Source organism: Nocardia sp. NPDC004722 (assembly GCF_053601505.1).
Genome location: NZ_JBSGBY010000111.1, coordinates 1 through 17134, shown reverse-complemented (window position 1 = coordinate 17134; position 17134 = coordinate 1). Strand labels below are relative to the sequence as shown.

General features: G+C 68.8%; 16 protein-coding genes. 7 read left to right on the top strand and 9 right to left on the bottom strand.

The genetic code is table 11. The features are described from left to right. Both ACWELQ_RS13975 and ACWELQ_RS13970 read right to left on the bottom strand, forming a co-directional pair. Nucleotides 1–883: amino acid permease (locus ACWELQ_RS13975; RefSeq protein ID WP_452397420.1), on the bottom strand; the 883-nt coding region annotated here is incomplete at its 3' end. A 154-nt stretch (nucleotides 884–1037) separates the two neighbouring features. After that, nucleotides 1038–1610 carry a TetR/AcrR family transcriptional regulator gene (locus tag ACWELQ_RS13970; protein WP_452397419.1) on the bottom strand — a complete coding sequence of 191 codons (573 nt, stop codon included), beginning with the start codon at nucleotides 1608–1610 and terminating at the stop codon, nucleotides 1038–1040. 78 nt (nucleotides 1611–1688) lie between these two features. Between ACWELQ_RS13970 and ACWELQ_RS13965 the strand changes: the two genes are divergently transcribed. Together ACWELQ_RS13965 and ACWELQ_RS13960 are read left to right on the top strand one after the other, a co-directional pair. Then, entirely contained in the window at nucleotides 1689–2312 is a 624-nt protein-coding gene (locus ACWELQ_RS13965) for a class I SAM-dependent methyltransferase (RefSeq protein ID WP_452397418.1), read from the top strand. A 5-nt stretch (nucleotides 2313–2317) separates the two neighbouring features. Then, a complete protein-coding gene (locus tag ACWELQ_RS13960) occupies nucleotides 2318–2674 on the top strand; it encodes a DUF2218 domain-containing protein (RefSeq protein ID WP_452397417.1) in 357 nt (118 codons plus the stop codon). On the opposite strand, the gene ACWELQ_RS13955 is transcribed toward ACWELQ_RS13960, so the two are convergent. From ACWELQ_RS13955 to ACWELQ_RS13935, 5 genes are all read right to left on the bottom strand, one after another. Continuing rightward, the gene (locus ACWELQ_RS13955; RefSeq protein WP_452397416.1) at nucleotides 2675–3862 is read right to left on the bottom strand and encodes a serine hydrolase domain-containing protein; all 1188 of its coding nucleotides are present in this window, start codon (nucleotides 3860–3862) and stop codon (nucleotides 2675–2677) included. A gap of 111 nt (nucleotides 3863–3973) precedes the next feature. Next, nucleotides 3974–4621 carry a response regulator gene (locus ACWELQ_RS13950; RefSeq protein WP_452397415.1) on the bottom strand — a complete coding sequence of 216 codons (648 nt, stop codon included), beginning with the start codon at nucleotides 4619–4621 and terminating at the stop codon, nucleotides 3974–3976. Nucleotides 4622–4642: 21 nt separating this feature from the next. Continuing rightward, nucleotides 4643–5905, bottom strand: a complete 1263-nt coding sequence (locus tag ACWELQ_RS13945) for a sensor histidine kinase (RefSeq protein WP_452397414.1) — start codon at nucleotides 5903–5905, stop codon at nucleotides 4643–4645. A gap of 28 nt (nucleotides 5906–5933) precedes the next feature. Beyond that, complete coding sequence (locus ACWELQ_RS13940; RefSeq protein ID WP_452397413.1) at nucleotides 5934–6635, bottom strand: ABC transporter permease; 702 nt, start codon at nucleotides 6633–6635, stop codon at nucleotides 5934–5936. Nucleotides 6636–6670: 35 nt separating this feature from the next. Continuing rightward, a complete protein-coding gene (locus ACWELQ_RS13935) occupies nucleotides 6671–7579 on the bottom strand; it encodes an ATP-binding cassette domain-containing protein (RefSeq protein ID WP_452397412.1) in 909 nt (302 codons plus the stop codon). Nucleotides 7580–7756: 177 nt separating this feature from the next. Between ACWELQ_RS13935 and ACWELQ_RS13930 the strand changes: the two genes are divergently transcribed. From ACWELQ_RS13930 to ACWELQ_RS13920, 3 genes are all read left to right on the top strand, one after another. Beyond that, a complete protein-coding gene (locus ACWELQ_RS13930; RefSeq protein ID WP_452397411.1) occupies nucleotides 7757–8386 on the top strand; it encodes a TetR/AcrR family transcriptional regulator in 630 nt (209 codons plus the stop codon). Nucleotides 8387–8388: 2 nt separating this feature from the next. Then, a complete protein-coding gene (locus ACWELQ_RS13925; RefSeq protein WP_452397410.1) occupies nucleotides 8389–9063 on the top strand; it encodes a VC0807 family protein in 675 nt (224 codons plus the stop codon). Between the two features lie 148 nt (nucleotides 9064–9211). Further along, the gene (locus tag ACWELQ_RS13920; protein ID WP_452397409.1) at nucleotides 9212–9712 is read left to right on the top strand and encodes a hypothetical protein; all 501 of its coding nucleotides are present in this window, start codon (nucleotides 9212–9214) and stop codon (nucleotides 9710–9712) included. 20 nt (nucleotides 9713–9732) lie between these two features. On the opposite strand, the gene ACWELQ_RS13915 is transcribed toward ACWELQ_RS13920, so the two are convergent. Next, entirely contained in the window at nucleotides 9733–10416 is a 684-nt protein-coding gene (locus tag ACWELQ_RS13915; RefSeq protein ID WP_452397408.1) for a cutinase family protein, read from the bottom strand. Between the two features lie 272 nt (nucleotides 10417–10688). Here ACWELQ_RS13915 and ACWELQ_RS13910 point away from each other — a divergent pair, with 272 nt between their 5' ends. After that, nucleotides 10689–14774 (top strand): nSTAND1 domain-containing NTPase, encoded by a 4086-nt coding sequence (locus ACWELQ_RS13910; RefSeq protein WP_452397407.1) that lies wholly within the window; start codon nucleotides 10689–10691, stop codon nucleotides 14772–14774. A 19-nt stretch (nucleotides 14775–14793) separates the two neighbouring features. Here the strand turns inward: ACWELQ_RS13910 and ACWELQ_RS13905 are convergent, their stop codons facing one another. After that, a complete protein-coding gene (locus tag ACWELQ_RS13905; RefSeq protein WP_452397406.1) occupies nucleotides 14794–15657 on the bottom strand; it encodes a universal stress protein in 864 nt (287 codons plus the stop codon). Nucleotides 15658–15860: 203 nt separating this feature from the next. On the opposite strand from ACWELQ_RS13905, the gene ACWELQ_RS13900 reads away from it, so the two are divergent. After that, nucleotides 15861–17036, top strand: coding sequence for an Ig-like domain-containing protein (locus ACWELQ_RS13900; protein ID WP_452397405.1), 1176 nt, complete (start codon nucleotides 15861–15863; stop codon nucleotides 17034–17036). Nucleotides 17037–17134 lie beyond the last annotated feature (98 nt).

Here is a 17134-nt window from a genome sequence, read left to right as displayed (position 1 = left end):
TCGTTGCAGAACGCGCTAGTTCGTGCGCCGGTGGTCGATCACGATGCGCTGCTGCTAGACCAGATCGCGGTGACGCCGACACCACAATGGTGTTGATGATGCCCTTGGCGGCCGTGCGCGAGGCGTCGTGCGTCTCCTCCGACATATGCGCCGAGGCGTCGTAACCGGTGAACGTGTACTGCGCGTGCAGCAGTCCGAGCAGGAAACTGAAGGCGACGCCGCCGAATCCGATGGCGCTGTTGTCGACCGTCTTGGTGAACACGAACCCGACGCTCTGATGGTGATTCGCGCCGAAACCGAGCACCAGCACGAACAACGCGACGCCACCCACGTGCCACCAGGCCGACACATTGTTGATGACCGCCGACAGGTGCGGGCCGATGGCGTTCAGGATCGCGTGCAGCACGATGATTCCCGCGAACACCGCGAAGATGGCATTGCGGTCGGTGCCGATGTCCCAGCCGATCACATTGAGCACCACGGTGGTGAAGATCGCCGCGCCGTAGTCGATGGCCGCGGTCACCGCGATCTGCCCGATCAGATTGAACCAGCCGGTGAACCAGCCCCACACCGGTCCGCCCAATTCCGAAGCCCACCAGTACAAGCCGCCCGACGTCGGATACGCCGACGCCAATTCGGCCATGGCCAGGCCCACGAACAACACCATCACCGATACCAGCGGCCAGCCCCACGCCATGGTGATCGGGCCGCCGTTCTGCAGGCCGATCCCATAACTGGCGAGACCGCCGGTGAGAATCGAGACGATGGTGAAACTGATGGCGAAGTTGGAGAATCCGGACCAGGATCGCGCCAATTCCTGTTTGTAACCGAGTTCGGCGAGCCGCCGTTCATCGTCACCGGATCGAGGCTGGGTTGCGGTCATACGTGCTCCCAAGTGAAAACACCGCCCTCACACGGTGTTTGCCAGGAGCCCAGTGTGCGGGAATCCGCCCCCGCTCGCAGGGCAACGCCGAAACTCCTTACCCGCCGTAGCGACCTGGCCGCTGGTAGGGCCGGTGCCGAATCGGCCTGTGAGGTCAGTGCGCGCGGAGACCGGCGGTGGTGACGGCGACCAGGCGGGTGAGCGCGGCGTCGGAGGTTGCCTCGGCGGCGGCCGAGAGGGCGTGCAGGCAGTAGGCGGCCAGTTCGTGCGGTGGGGTGTCGGTGCGGAGTTCGCCCGCGGCGGCGGCTTCCTCGATGAGGTGGGCGATCAGGTCGCGAAGTTGGTTGTGCGCGTGGCGGATCTGCTCGTCGGGGTGCAGGAAGCGCACCAGGTCGCGGTCGTGGCCGCCGGTCTGCTGGGTGAGGTGGGCGTACGCGGTGAGGACGGCGTCGAGGCGGGCGCTCGGGGTGCCCGCGCCGTCGCGGACGGCGACGAGCTCGCCCAGGTGGGCGTCGATGCGGCGCGAATGCCAGGTGCGCAGGATGGTTTCGACGTCCGGGAAGTACTTGTAGAGCGTCGCGCGCCCGATGCCCGCGCGCTCGGCGACCTGCGACATGGTCACTCCGCGCAAACCCTGTTCGAAGGCCAGTGCCGCCGTGGCGTCGAGGATCGCGTCGGTGACCCCGCGACGATGGGCGTCGATCGTTTCGTTCCACAGCTTCGGCACGCCCCAACCATACAGAATGACCGTCCTATAGACATCAACGCTTGACCGTAGACACTCTGTCTCGATAAATTTGACGTCATGGCCTCCACCAGCGGAAACCCGCACCCCGAGTACCACGATCCCGACGCCCCCGACACCCTGTACGCAGTCAAACCGCCGTGGGATATCGACCGCCCGCAGGCCGCCTTCGTCACGCTCGCCGAGGCGGGCGCGATCCGGGGCCGGGTGCTCGACCTCGGTTGCGGCACCGGCGAACACGCCCTGCTCGCCGCGAGCCTGGGCCTGGACGCCACCGGCATCGACCAGTCCGCTCAGGCCCTGACCTTGGCGCGCGCCAAGGCCGCCGAGCGCGGCCTGAAGGCCACTTTCCGCCGCCACAGCGCCCTCGAACTGTCCAGCCTCGGAGAGGTTTTCGACACCGTCCTGGACTGCGGCCTGTTCCACCTCTTCGACGGCGAGGACCGCACCGCACTGGTGGCCGGGCTGGCTGCCATCGTGCGGCCGGGCGGCCACTATCACCTACTCGGCTTCAGCGACCGCCAGCCCGGTACCTGGGGACCGCACCGGCTCACCCGCGACGACATCGAATCCGCCTTCCCCACGGCCGAGTGGCAACTCGATTCCCTGCAACCCGCCACCCTCGACATCAACCCCTCCCCAACCCCGGTCGCAGCCTGGCTGGCCACCGTCACCCGACGCTGATCGCCATGCCCGCCTTGGAATCCCGCATCCCCACCGATCGGCCCACCCGCTATCTGCGCCAATTCCGCACGCATGCCGAGGCGATGGCGTCCCCGCGCGGCCATCGTCTGCGTTCGCACGTGGGAAAGCCGCACTCCCCCAGCGAGGTTCAACTCCGTGTCGAAGGCACCGACGAACGCGCTTTCGCCCATTTCGATCCGTGGGGAACGTGCCTGCTGACCGCCACACCGGACGCACTCGTCATCCGCCTCGAGGCCGCCGACCCCGAGAGTCTCGACCGCCTCCGCGACCTCGTTACCGCCGACCTCACCCGTTTCGGCCGCGGCGAGCTGACGATCGAATGGCATTCGACCACTCGGTGATCAGCCGATCGCGCAGGCCACCGCGGTCAGGGCGGCCGGGAGCTTGTCGTTGCCCTGTTCGGTATCGATGCTGAGCGCCGCGGCATTGCCGGAGGGCGTGGCGAGCGCCAGGGTGATGAAGCCGGGGATGCCGCCGGCGTGGCCCCAGAAGTCCTTGGTGTCCTTGCCGTCCGCACCGCAACCCATCCGGAAGCGGATCAGGCCGAGGCCGTAATCCATGTCGGACGAGGACGACATCGGGATGGTCTGCCGCATCTGCGCGAGTTGAGCTGCCGGGAGCAGTTTTCCGGACAGCAGGGCCGCGAAGAATCGATCCAGGTCGGCTCCGGTGGAGACGAGCGCGCCCGCAGCGCCCGCCCACGCCACCTCCATCTCGGTGACATCGACCTGCTTGCCGTCGACACTGCGGTAGCCGTGCGCGAAAGGCGCCCGCAGCCCGGTGTCACCGGCCGCCGGGAAGTAGGTGTCGTGCAGGCCGAGCGGATCGAGGATGCGGCTGCCGATCTCGGCGGCGAGCGGCCGACCGGTGACGCGTTCGATCAGCAGATCCAGCAGCGCGTAATTGGTGTTGGTGTACTCGAAGCGCGCGCCCGGCTCGAACTGCGGCGGCATGCTCATGGCGATGCCGACCACGTCGGCCGCGGTCAGGTCGCGGTAGGCCTTGCCATCGCTGGTCTGATCGAGTTGCTGGGGCATTTTGTGCGAGGGATCCTCGGGCGCGAAATCCGCCAGGCCGCTGGTGTGCTGCAACAGCTGGTGCACGGTGATGCGGGTGCCGTCGTTCCCGTTGCCCGCCACCACATCCGGCAGATAGCGCGCGATCGGGGCCTCCAGGTCGACGGCCCCCTCGGCGGCGAGCTGCAAGACGACGGTGGCGACGAAGGTCTTGGTGACGCTGCCGATGCGAAAGTGCGCGTGCTCGTCGTACGGCGCGCCGGTGGACAGGTCGGCGGTGCCCGCGGTGACGGTGCGCGGTCCGCCAGGACCGGAGAAGACAGCCTGCGCCCCTGGCACTCCGGCACCGACGAGCGCGGTCAGCGCATCGGAGACCGGATCGGCCACGGGTGTCGCCGGACTCGAACCCGCCTTGCTCCCACCGCAACCGGCCGTCACCAGCAACGCCATGGCCATCAGTCCGTATCCGCCACGCCGAATCCTGCTCGCACCCACGCGATACCCACTCTCCACGACGTCACCACGGTCTCTTCGGTTTCGACGCTAGGGATCCGGGTGACGGGTTCCTATCCGGTATCACCCGGACAACACCCCGAATTCGCCCTACCTCCCGGGTCGTACTCGTCAGGCGAGTCCGGCCCGCAGCACCAGAATCGCGATCTGAGTGCGGTTCTCGAGGCCCAGCTTGGCGATGATGCGGCTGATGTGGACTTTCACCGTGGATTCGCTCATGTGCAGGGTGCGGGCGATCTCGGCGTTGCCCGCACCGGTCGCGACCGCCTGCGCCACTTCGCGTTCCCGGTCGGTGAGCTGATCGAGCTGGGCCAGCGCGTCGGGCTGTTGGGCTCCGGGGCCCTGGGTGAAGGCGGTGAGCATGCGTTTGGTGATGGCGGGGGCGAGGATGGCGTCACCCGCCGCGACCACCTCGACCGCGCGGGCCAGCTCGCGCGGCGGGGTGTCCTTGAGCAGGAACCCGGCGGCCCCGGATTCCAATGCGGCGTAGACGTATTCGTCCAATCCGAAGGTGGTCAGCACGACGACCGCCGGGGCGTCGGGCAGGGCGCGCACCCGGCGGGTCACCTCCAGGCCGTCCACGTGCGGCATGCGGATATCGGTGACGACCACGTCGGGGCGATGCCGGTGCACCAGGTCCACGATCGCACGACCGTCGGCGTCCTGGGCGACCACCTCGATGCCGCCGCCGGCCTCCAGAATCATGGCGACGCCGGAGCGCACCAGCTCCTCGTCGTCGAGCAACACCACCCGGATCACGAAACCTCCCTCACCGCATCGTCATTCGGCCACCGTGCCGGACTCCTCGACCGTGCCACCCGGAGTGCCCGCCGCCAGCGGGAACGTCGCGTGCACCCGGTAACCGCCGACATCCAACGGGCCGGAATACAGTGCGCCACCGGCGAGTTCGACCCTCTTGCGCATGCCGACCAACCCGAAACCGAAGCCCGACGCGGCCAGCGCGGTGGCCTCACCCCGGCCGTTGCGCACATCGAGGTCGAGGCGGTCGCCGACCACGGTGAGCGCGACCCGCACCTCCGCACCGGCGGCATGCTTGGCGGCATTCGTCAGCGCCTCCTGAACCACCCGATACGCCGCCCGGCCGACCGGACCCGAAACCTGCGGCAGCACAGCCGGAGCAGTGAAAGCCACCCGCTGCCCGGCCGCCACGGCGACCTCGACAAGTTCGTCGATTGCCGCCAAATCCGGCGCAGGCCGCAGCGGCACCCGATCGCCTCCGGCACCGGCGGCCCGGGCGTCGGTGGCTCCGGTTGCCCCGGCGTCGGCGGTGTCGGCGGGTCGGGTGCTCGCGGAATCACCCAGCGTCACAGCACCTTCCGGCGCGCGCAGCAGGCCCAGCAACTCCCGCATCTCGGTCAGCGCGCGGGACCCGGTGGTGCGGATGGTCGCCGCGATCTCGGCAGGCTTACCGTCGGCGGACACCTCCAGCGCCCCGGCCAGCACGGTGATCTGCGAAATCCGGTGCGCCACGATGTCGTGCAGCTCCCCCGCGATACGCAGCCGCTCGGCCTCGACCGCCGCGTGCGCGCGCAGGTCGCGTTCGCGTTCGGCCTGTTCGGCGCGTTCCCGCAGCGCGGCAAGGGTTTCCGCGCGCTGATTGACCCACAGTCCCCACAGCAGCGGGACGACGAGCATCGGAATCACGATCGCCGAGCGGCTGACGAACACATACCAGCCATTGGGCGCGCCCCACGGCACCACGGCGACCGCCACCGCCGCCAGCGACCACAACCAGGTCTGCCGCCGATTGCCGTAGCGGCGGGCGACGGCGTAGAGCGCCACCAGCAGTGGCGCGGTCGCACCGACCAGCAGCTGGCCCAGCATGGCCGCCGCGAGCACGGGCAGCGGGCGGTAGCGGCGCAACAGCAGCGCGAGGCCGACCGCGATCGCCACGGGCGGTCCGGCCGCGGCGGGCAGCAGCCCGATCGAGGAGGTGTGCACCCCTTCGAAACCGAGGTAGCCGAACGCCGCGGCGAGCACGACGTCGAGGACCGTGTCTCCGATCCGCCGTGTCGTACTCACCCCGGCAACCCTAGTCTCCGCGGCATTCTCAGACGTCACGGCGCGCGAGCAGCACGACACCCGCCGCCAGCAAACCGGCGGACAAGGCGACCAGCGGCAGCACCGACAGCACCGGATTACCGCTGCCCGGCTGCACCGACTGCCCGGCCGACAGGAACGGCATGAGCTTGGCGTTCACCCCGGCCAGCACCCCGCCGGTCTCCACCACGGTCGGGAAACCGATGGCCGCGACCATGGCGAAGGTGCCGTTGCGGGTGATGGCGGCGACCCCGAGTCCGGCCAGCGCCTCGAGCGTCACATAGACCGGCATCCCGGCGAACGCGTAGGCCAGCTGCGAGGTTCCGGTCGGCAGCGTCGAGACCAGGCCCTGGACCAGCACGGTGACACCGGCCAGCGCGACGCCGTAGAGCGCGGCGAACCCGCCGACGGTCAACGCCTTCGCTGCCATCACCCGGCTCGGCTTGCGCACCGTCAGCATGGTGGTGGTGATGGTGCCGTAGCGGTACTCGTGCCCGAAGGCGTTCACCGCGACGGCGGTGGCGAACAGGGCCGCCAGCATCAGGGGCAGTCCGTGCACCGAGGTCTGGAACTGTTCGGCGGGCGAGGCGTGGGAGCTGCGCGCCGACAGGTAAGCGATGCAGCTCTGAAGCGCCAGGCCCACGGCCAGCAGGACCCAGGTGGATCGCACGGTGGTGAGGCGGGTCAGTTCGTAGCGAATCGCGTTGATCATGAGTCGAATTCCTTCGGGTTGCGGGCGGCGGGGTGTCAGGCGGCGACGTGGCCGCGGTACTGGGCGGCGTCGGCGGTGGCGTGGAAGTAGGCGTCCTCGAGGCTGGTGTGCGCCTGGCTCAGCTCGGTGACCAGCAGGCCCGCCTGCATGGCGAGCACGGCGACGCGCTGCCGGTCCTGGCCGTCGATCACCACCGCGCCGTCGGCCTGGATGCCGACCCGGAAACCATTGCGGCCCAGCACTTCCGCCAGCGCTTCGGGCCGATCGGCGCGGGCCACGATGCGCGCGGCGGAGTTGCGGCCGACGAAGTCCGCCACCGATTCCGCGGCCAGCAGCCGACCCGCGCCGATCACGATGAGCGAATCCGCCAGATGCGCCATCTCATTGAGCAGATGCGACGACACGAAGACGGTGCGGCCCTGGCGGGCAAGCCCTTTGAGCAGGTCACGCAGCCAGCGCACGCCCTCGGGGTCGAGTCCGTTGGCGGGCTCGTCGAGAATGATGGTGGCCGGATCGCCCAGCAGCGCCGACGCCAGCCCCAGCCGCTGCTGCATGCCGAGGCTGAAGCCGCCCGCCCGTTTGCCCGCGACATCGGCCAGCCCGACCAGCCCGAGCACGTGCTCGACGCGGCCCTGGCTGATTCCGGCTCCGGCCGCGATCATGCGCAGATGCCCGATCGCGGTGCGCTTGGGATGTACCGAGCGAGCATCCAGCATCACGCCGACCGACCGCAGCGGGTCGGCGAGTTCGGCATAGGACTGCCCGTCGAACAGGGTCCGGCCGCTGCCGTGGTCGAAGCCGAGCATGAGTCGCATGGTCGTCGATTTGCCCGCGCCATTGGGGCCCAGGAAGCCGGTCACGACGCCGGGCCGCACGTCGAAGGACAGATTGTCGACCGCCGGGACGTCGCCGTAGCGCTTGCCGAGTCCGCGTGCCTGGATCATGCCGTTCACCTCTCGCCGGTGGGTGCCGCCCGCTGCGTCACCGTGTCGGCTTCGACGATGCCGGGTGGCGACGGCCCAGCCATCAGACGACAGCACACGACCGGCTAACACTTTTGGCTTACACCCCGGTCAGACCACCTCTTGCTCGGTTGAGCAAACCGGCGTACGGTTTTGCTCATGCAAGCAAAAATCAACTCGGGCGAGCAAGGGGCGCGCACGTTCACCGAACTCGCCCGGCGCGCGCAGATCGTGGACGCGGCCATCGAGGTCATCGCCGACCAGGGCTACGCCAACGCCTCCTTCGCCAAGATCGCCAAACAGGCCGGGCTCTCGAGCACGGGGATGATCTCCTACCACTTCCGCGGCAAGGGCGATCTGATCCGCGAGGTGGTCACCCGCATCATGGCGGTCTCGGCCGAATTCATCGGCGGCAAGCTCGACACCGAGCAGGGTTACCGCGGCCGCATGCTCGCCTTCTTCGCCGCCAACCTGGCCCTCGTCGACGAATACCCCAAACACCTGCGGGCACTGTCGAATATCGCCGCCAATGCCGGGACCGACGACCCGCACCTGTTCGGGCTGCTCGACCAATTGGGTTCCGTCGCAACCACACAGGCCGACATCCTGCGGGCCGGACAGCGCGACGGCGTCTTCCGCGAATTCGATCCGGCCGTCATGGTGATGGCCATTCGCGGCTCCCTCGACGCCGCGATCGCCCGCGCCGCCGTCGATCCCGGATTCGACGCCGCCGCCACCGCGCGCGAACTCGCCGATCTCTTCGACCGCGCCACCCGGAAGGACTCGTGACCATGACCCAGCCCACGGCCGCCCCCTCGGCCGACACCGACCGCACGCCCGCGCAGAAGCGCGCCGCCCTGCGCAGACACATTGCCCGCCAAGTGATCCTGGAACTGCTCCTGCCGATCGGCGCGTACTACGGATTGCGCGCGGCCGGAGTGAGCCCGTGGGCGGCTCTGGTCGCGCCGGCCCTGCTCACGCTGCCGTTCCTCGCCTTCGACGCCCTGCGCCATCGCCGCGTGGACGCGGTCGCGCTGTTCACCCTCGTCATGGTCGCGGCCGCCACCCTCGTCTCCCTGGTCACCGGTGACCCCCGCACGTTGCTGGTGCGCGACAGCTGGCTCTTCGGTGTGATCGGACTGTGGATTCTGGCCACGCTGTGGACCCAGCGGCCGATGATGCGCAGCATGGCCCGCACCATCGTCACCGTGAAAATCGGCGAGGCCGGATATCGCGAATGGGATGCGCGCTGGGACAGCGATTCCCGCTTCCGGCATCAGCTGCGGGTGCTGTCGGCGGTATGGGGCGCGGGATTCACCGCGGACGCCGCGATCCGTATCGCCGTCGCCTATTCGCTGCCGCTCGACACCATTCCGTTGGTCACCACACTGCAGTGGCTGGTCGTTCTCGGCGGGCTCATCGGGTTCCATATCTTCTACGTCAACCGCAATGGATTGAAGGTCTGAATCCGCCTGCGGGCGGGGGCGAGCCGGGAAATTGCCGAAAAATTGTGTTAGCCCCCTCGACAGATCTGCCGTCCACACACCGCACGGTGATACGTTTTCTCTATGGCCGCAGGTGGCCGGGTAATCGTTTGCGCATCAGGGAGATGCCGTGTCCAGAGCAGTGAAAGTTACTACCGCATGGTTGTGCGGGGGGATTCTCGGGATTGTCGCCGGGTTGGTCGGAGCGGGCGGCGCGTACGCCGACGACTCCGGCGGTCCGGCCCAGGTCGGGGACACCGTGTATTTTTCACTCGGCCAATGGAATTGCTCGATCGCCGGTGACGGCGCGGTGGGCTGCGATCTCGCCGTACCGGCCGCCGTCATGAATGTGCTGTATGCCGGAGCGCAGGTCCCGTTCCCGAATGTGCCCGCCATTGTCATCGATTCGACCGCGGCCCCCGCGCATCCGCAGTGGAATTCCGGCGGCAGCCACACGCTGCCGGGCGGGAACCCCGAGCTGGCGGCCATCACGCAGGTCAGCGGGCACGACCCGGAGTTCTCGATCACCCATGCCGGGGCCACCTGCCAGATCACCTTCAACGGTTCGGCGGTGTGCAGTTCGATGGGGCACGGGTTCAGCCAAAGGGGACCAGTACCTTTCGGTTACTGATCCCCTTCGAATCACTGGATTTACCGGTACCAGACGCCGGAATCCCAGTCGCCGTAGTCCCAGACATTGAAATCGTAACGACCATGTGCTCCCCCGAAGAGGTAACCCCACCAGCCGGCCGAAGTGTCGCAGATCTGGTCGTCGTGGTTGCACACCGACAGTACCGGGAAGCCGCCGAACCAATCATCGACGCCCGCAAGAGGATAGCCGATGATGCCGCTGCCGGGAGTCGAGGACAAACCTGCCCCGCCCGGGCCCGCGTCCCGCTTGGGATCAGACAGCAGAATGGCATTCGCGTTATCGACGTCCTGGTGTGCGGTGACCCAGGCGTGCACGATTCCGGCACCTTCGGAGTGCCCGATGATCCGGATGTGGTCGCCGGGGCATTCGTTGCGGTGCTGCCAGAACAGCCGGTCGAGTTCGTTCAACCCCGACATCGGGTCGGCGGAGTTGTATCCGACGGGCTGGTTCACAAAGGCGGAGAAGACCGACGAGTTGTTGTCGCCGAGCCCGCCGATGCCGATCGACCAATCGCCGGTGCAGTCATCGGCATTGGCGGTCGCGGCCGTCAGGTGTGTCACGGTGGAAAAGAGGATAGCCAACAATAATGCGGCGAAGAGCGCCGTTGCTCTACGCATGGTCGTAACTTTCTTATAGCACTTGCCTCCGGGGCGAGCCCGGCTTGCACGGGATGTACCCAGCAATTGCTGGCGTTCTTCATTCCTGCCGAAACAGTTACCGGGACCCCGATTTCGTAGGCCGTTTCGCGATGTCAAGGCCATTCCGTGGGCGCGAGCGGCGCGGCTTGCCCGGCGTTGGCACCCGCGGTCCGGGGCCGCTCGGCCCCGCCGAACAGCAGTCGGACCTGAAACGGGCGACAGTCGTGCGGATCCGCGGAAAATGGCTCGGCGATTCCCCTGAGCGACAACTAGATTGGCCGCATACTGTCGGGGGTCAGTCGGGTTTGGGGGAAGTCGTGGTCGCTATCGACACCGATGACGGCCGGATACGGTCGCCGCGTGCGGTTTTCGCCGAACGCTTCGGCGAACTGCATGCGGCGGCGGGCAATCCGACGCTGCGCCGGGTCGCGACCGCGGCGGAGAACCGGATGCGCGCGGCGCGCGGGAATCGGCCCGGCGGCGCGTCCGCACAGCGCATCAGCGATTGGAAGGCGGGCCGCAATGTCCCGGCCCGCTTCGAATCCCTGCTCCCGGTGGTGCTGAGCCTCGTCGAACTGGCGGGCAAGGCGGGCAACCCGCTGCCGCGTGAACTCGCCGATCCCGCCGAATGGCAACGACTCTGGCGGGAAGCGACCAGTTGGAACCCCGAGGAGGACACCGAAGCCGCCTGCCCGTATCCGGGCTTGCGCGCCTATGCCGCCGAGCAGCGGAGCCTGTTCTTCGGGCGGACCCGGGCGGTCGCCGAGCTGACGGACGCGGTCCGCTCGGCCACCGGCATCACCGCGGTGATCGGCGCCTCCGGCGCAGGCAAATCCTCTTTGCTCGCGGCCGGACTGGCACCCGCACTGGGAGATTGGCAGATCACCACCCTCACCCCGGGCGCACACCCTTACGAAGCACTGCTCGAAGCACTCGGCGGACCGGCCACCGAACAGCAGCCGGAGGCGATCGGCCAACCCACCGAAGGCGACGAGCAGCCGGAGCGCACGAAGCTACCAGCCCCCGAGCCGTCGGATGGTGGTGTGGCGCTGGCGGTGTTGGCGGCGCGGAATGACGGGGTGCGGCGGTTGGTGATCGTCGATCAGCTCGAAGAGCTGTTCACCGCGTGCGCCGACGAGCGGGAGCGGGAGCTTTTCCTGAGCGTGCTCGACGGGTGTGCCGGCCGGGCGGATGATCCGGTCGCGGTGGTGGTGGCGTTGCGCGCGGACTTCTACGCGCACTGCCTCAACCATCTGATCCTCCAGGACGCGCTGGAGCACCGCGGCTATCTGCTGGGCCCGCTGCGGATGGACGAACTGTCGCAGGCGGTTTCGGGTCCGGCGCGGGCGGTCGGGCTGGAGCTGGAACCCGGCCTGGAGGAGTTGATCACCAGCGAACTGTGCGGTGCCGGAGACCATCACGGCCGCCGCACCTACGATCCCGGTGCGCTGCCGCTGCTCTCGCACGTCATGGCCGCCACCTGGCAGCATCGCGAGGGCCGCCGCCTCACCATCGCCGGATACCGGCGGGCGGGCGGCGTGGTCGGCTCGGTCGCCGAAACCGCCGAATATGCCTGGAACGAACTGACTTCCGCCCAGCAGCGCGCCGCCCGCGACCTCCTGCTCGGCCTGGTCACCGTGAGCCAGGACGCCCGCGACACCCGCCGCACCGTCCCCCGCGACGAACTCCTGCGCCGCACCGACGCCCACGAAGACGCCACCGCCGCCCTCGAACTCCTCGCCCGCACCCGCCTGATCACCCTCGACGCCGACGCCGTCACCCTCACCCACGAAATCGTCCTCACCGCCTGGCCCCGCCTGCGCACCTGGATCGACGAAGACCGCGTCGGCTACCTCATCCGCCAGCGCCTGGAAACCGATGCCGCGGAATGGGCTGCCCAGGAACGTGATCCGGCACTGCTGTATCGCGGCAGCCGGTTGCAGAGCGCCCGCGACCACGCCGACCCGCCCCCGGTGGGTCCACTGGCACAGGAATTCCTGACCCGGTCCGCGACCGCGGTGAGCGCCACCCGCCGCCGATCCCGCGGCCTGCGAGCGGCGCTGGCGGTGCTCGGGGTGGGTCTGCTCGTGGTCGGTTTCGGCCTCTACTCCCAGCTTCGGCTGGCTGATCAGCGCGACGCGGACAGTCAGTTCGCCGCGGTGCTGGCGGCGGCCGACCGGGTCCAGCACACCGACCCGTCACTGGCCGCGCAATTGAATCTGGCCGCCTGGCAGCTGCGGCCCGGCGATTCCACGGTGCGGTCGAGATTGCTGCAGTCCCAAGCGACTCCGCTGGTGACCGTTACTCCGGCCCATACGGACGCGATCACACAAATCGCCTTCCAGCCCGCCGTGCACACCCTCGCATCACTGGACACTGCCGGCAACCTGCGACTCTGGGACACCGCGGACCCGAAACATCCACGTGCACGGGGACCGCAGCTGACGGGCATCGAGGGAGTGGTCCTCGATACGACCGCGCGGCTGATGGTCACCAGTAGCCGCCCGGAGTCCGCCGACGGGGGCACGCGGGGCACGAATCCCTTTGTCACGCTGTGGGACATCGTCGATCCCGCGACCCCACGCCGACTGACCCAAGTGCCGATGACCTCACTCGACGCCCAACTGGCGCTCAGCCCGGACGGCCGCACACTCGTCACCATGGGCTGGGACGAATTCACGCTGTGGGACATCGGCAATCCGGCCGCACCGGTACCGCGGGCCGCTCGCACCCTGCCGGTCTCCGACTCCTACGGTGGGGCGGGCACGGTGCGCTTCAGCCCTGATGGGCGGCTGCTCGCCCGCGCGAATCGGGAGGGGTCGCCCAGCCTCAATTCGGTTCAGCTGTGGGATGTCTCGCAGCCGAACAATCCCACCCTGTTGGCTCCGGCTTTCGCCATCACCCCCGAATCCGCGGGCCAGACCGGCGTGGTCGACCTCGAATTCCGGCCCGACAGCGCGGTACTCGCGGTCGGCATCACACCCGAATCCGGTTCGCACGGCGTCGCGCAGCTGTGGGACCTCGCCGATCCGGGGCATCCGCGGCTGGCCTCGAGCCGGGAGATCGACCGCGGCAGCATGACCGCGCTCGCCTTCGCACCGGACGGCCGGACTCTCGCGGTCGCCGTCGGCGAATCGGTGGCCGTCTGGAACGTGACCGATCCCGCCGACCCGGCACTGTTGGTCGACGACTTGGCGGTGACCGCGGGCAGCTGCCACTCCGCCGTCGACGACCATCGGTACGAATGCCTTCCCGAACCACGCACGGTGGCATTCACCACCGACGGCCGCAGCGTGCTGGCGGGTACGTCGACCGGTGATATCCATACCTGGTCGCTACCGACCGCGCTGACCGCGACCGTCCCGGGTTCCGACGAGATCTCCGGATTCGCGGCCAACGGCACCGAGCTCGCGGTCGGGCTCGCGAACCGGGACACCGCCACCCTGTGGGACATCCGAAATCTCCAGGCTCCCAGAACGATCACCCAGTATCGGTTCCGCGCGGGTCTGGGCTCGAGCCAGCTCTCCTCGGACGGCACCCTGCTACTGACCATGGATATCGACCGGGGCACCGTCACGGTGCTGGACGTGACCGACCCGGCCGCCATCCACGCGCGCGGAACCTGGACCTTCCCCGATCCCTCCGCGTTCCGCTACTGGAATATCAGTCCCGATTTCCGCACGGCCGTCACCATCGACGCGCAGCAGATGATGCAGTTGTGGGATCTCACCGATCCTTCTCACACGACGCCGCTCGGGGCCGCGGTCCCGCTCACGGAAAACGGGACCTTCAGTTTCGGGGCGGACGGCAAGTCCATGATCGAGACCAGCGCTGCCCGAACCCCCGAGCAGGTCACCACCCTGTGGAGCCTCGCCGACCGATCGCATCCGAGCCGGGTCGCGGACTTGCTCCGGGTCCCCGAGAGCGACGGGGCATCCGTTGTCATCGCACCGGACTTGCGCACGATGGTGGTCTCCGAGAAGGGATCCGTGCAGGCGTGGGACATCGGTGATCCGCACCGGATCCGGAAGCTGGGTGGGGCGCTCACCGGGAAACTCCCAGCAGCCGAAGCGGTGTCGTTCACGCCGGACTCGCAACGGCTGCTGGCGCGCGGCTCCGACGGAGCCGTGCAACTGTGGGACTTCACCGATCGGGCTCATCCCACACAGACTGCTGCCCTCACTTCCACTGCCGGATACGGTGGCACGGGTGCGGCGATGTCCTTGGGCAACAACTACCTGGCCGCCATCACGACCGAGGGCACGTTGGCGCTGTGGGATCTCGATACGCAGCACGCCATCGATCGCATCTGCTCGATCACCGGCGAGTTCTGGACCAGAGATCTCTGGCACCGGTACGTGCCGCAACTGCCTTACAGCGAACCGTGCCGAACCGGCAGCTGACCCGACTCGGGTCGACGGTTCAGTCTCGCAGCCGGACGATCGCGATCGGAATCTCGGTGCCGTGCAGCAGCGCGTGCCCCGTCGAGCCGAGGGCCATGCCGGGATAGCCGCGGGTGCCGTGACTGCCGATCACCAGCAGTTGGGCATCCGTGGCCGTCTCCGCGAGGACGCGGGCTGGATGGCCCTCCACGACAAGCGATTTCACTTCCACGCTCGGATGGGTCGCGGCGTTGGGGGCCAGCATGCCCGCCAGTAGGCCGACCGCGTCGGTGTGGGTGTGGGTGTCGCTGTCGCCCGAGAGCTCCCAGGCGTGGACGACGATGAGCGGCACCGCGCGGCGTGAGGCTTCGTCGAAGGCGAGTTCCAGGGCGGCGGCGCTGTGCGGAGAACCGTCCACGCCCGCGACGATCGGGCGGGCCGCGAGGTCCGAGGGGTCGGCGGGGACAACGACGATCCGGCCCAGTGCGGCGCGGGCGACGCCGGTGCTGACCGAGCCGAGCAGGCTGCGGTGGTAGGCGCTCATGCCGCGCACACCCACGACCAGATAGTGGGCGGTCTCGGCCAGTTCGCACAGGGCCGGGACGGCGGGGGCGTCGAGAACGAACGTGGCGATATCCGTCAGCGGCAGGTCTCCCGCCGCCTGCCGCGCGACCCGCACGGCACCGTCGAGGGCGGCCTGGGCGGTCTCGCGTAATCGGTCGTGCAGCAACCGGACCGGGCTTTCACCGGATCCGGCATCGGCGATCGGCGCGACCGCGAACACCAGGTGCAGCGGCGATCCGTGCAGGGCGGCGGTGCGCGCGGCCCAGCGGACGGCGTGCAGCGCGGGCTCCGAGGAGTCGACGCCCACCACGATCGGGCGATCGGGACTGTCGGCAGGCACGGAATTCGCCTCCTTGCAGCGGGAACGGATGGCCCGATCCTACGAGCCGACCCCGCGCGATCGCCGAAGCCGACGCCGCATGATCGAGGAATGGTGTCGGTTCGACGTCGGATCGATGCAGACGCGGCCGGTCGGTTTCGTTGATCGGGCCGGTCCGGCACAGGCTGACACCGTCGTGGGTACCCGGCGAAGGGAGACGCGCAATGGGAGTCCGACGTCGTGAACTACTGCTCGGGATCGCCGGCGGCCTGGTCCTGGCCGGATGCGGCAGCGACAGCGAGAAACCCCGGCAGCCACCGAAACCCGCGACCGTCCGCATCGACCCCGGACCCGGTCCGGCCGAGGCCCGGCGGCTGGGCACGGTCACCGTCACCGACGGCACCGTGAGCTCCGTCGACTGGCTCGACGAAACCGGCCGGGCACTGCCCGGCGCACTCTCACCCGACCGGCGCAGCTGGACCAGCTCCGAACCCCTCGGCTACGGCCACACCTACACCGCGACCGCGGTCGCCCACGGCGAGACCGGCGACATCACCGCCACCGCCACGTGCACGACCGTCGAACCCGATCGACTCGTCGATGTCTCGCTGCGCTCGGCGAATCTCGTCGAGCTCACCGAAAACGACACCTACGGTGTGGGTTTCGTGCTGGTCGCGCATTTCGACGAGGCGGTCGACCGGGCCGCCGCGCAACGCTGCCTCCAGGTCGAGACCGTGCCCGCCACCACCGGCGCCTGGTACTGGCTCGACGACCGCAACGCGCACTGGCGACCCGAGCACTACCACGCGCCGGGAACCCGGATCACGGTGTCGGCCAACCTCTTCGGCGTCCAGCTCGGCGACGGCGCGTACGGCCAACGCGACCAACGGGTTTCGGTGACCATCGGGCCCGCCCACGTCGCCATCGCCGACGACGACACCAAACAGATCCAGGTCTTCGACAACGGAAACCTGGTGCGCACCATGCCCACCTCCATGGGCATGGGCGGCACCGCCGTCATCGGCGGACGCCAGCTGTCCTTCTGGACCCGTCCCGGCATCTACACCGTCCTGGACCGCAAGGACCCCGTCATCATGGACTCCGAAAGCTACGGTCTGCCCACCAATTCCCGTCTCGGCTACCGCACCAGCATCAACCACGCCGTGCGCATCAGCCACGACGGCATCTACGTCCACGAACTCGCCGCGAGCGTCTGGGCGCAGGGCAATACCGACACCTCCCACGGCTGCCTCAACATCTCCCCCGACGACGCCGCCTGGTTCTACGACTTCGTCATCCCCGGCGACGTCGTCGAGGTCCGCAACACCGGCGGCGACCCCCTCGACATCTGGCAGAACGGCGACTGGTCCATCCCCTGGCCGGACTGGCTGCGCGGCTGATCCCACCGAAATCCACTCCAGCGGTGGGGTATCGACCTAGAGCAGGGTGTTGTCGGCGATCCCGGCCAGGCAGCGCTCGACGACGTCGGCGGCCGAGC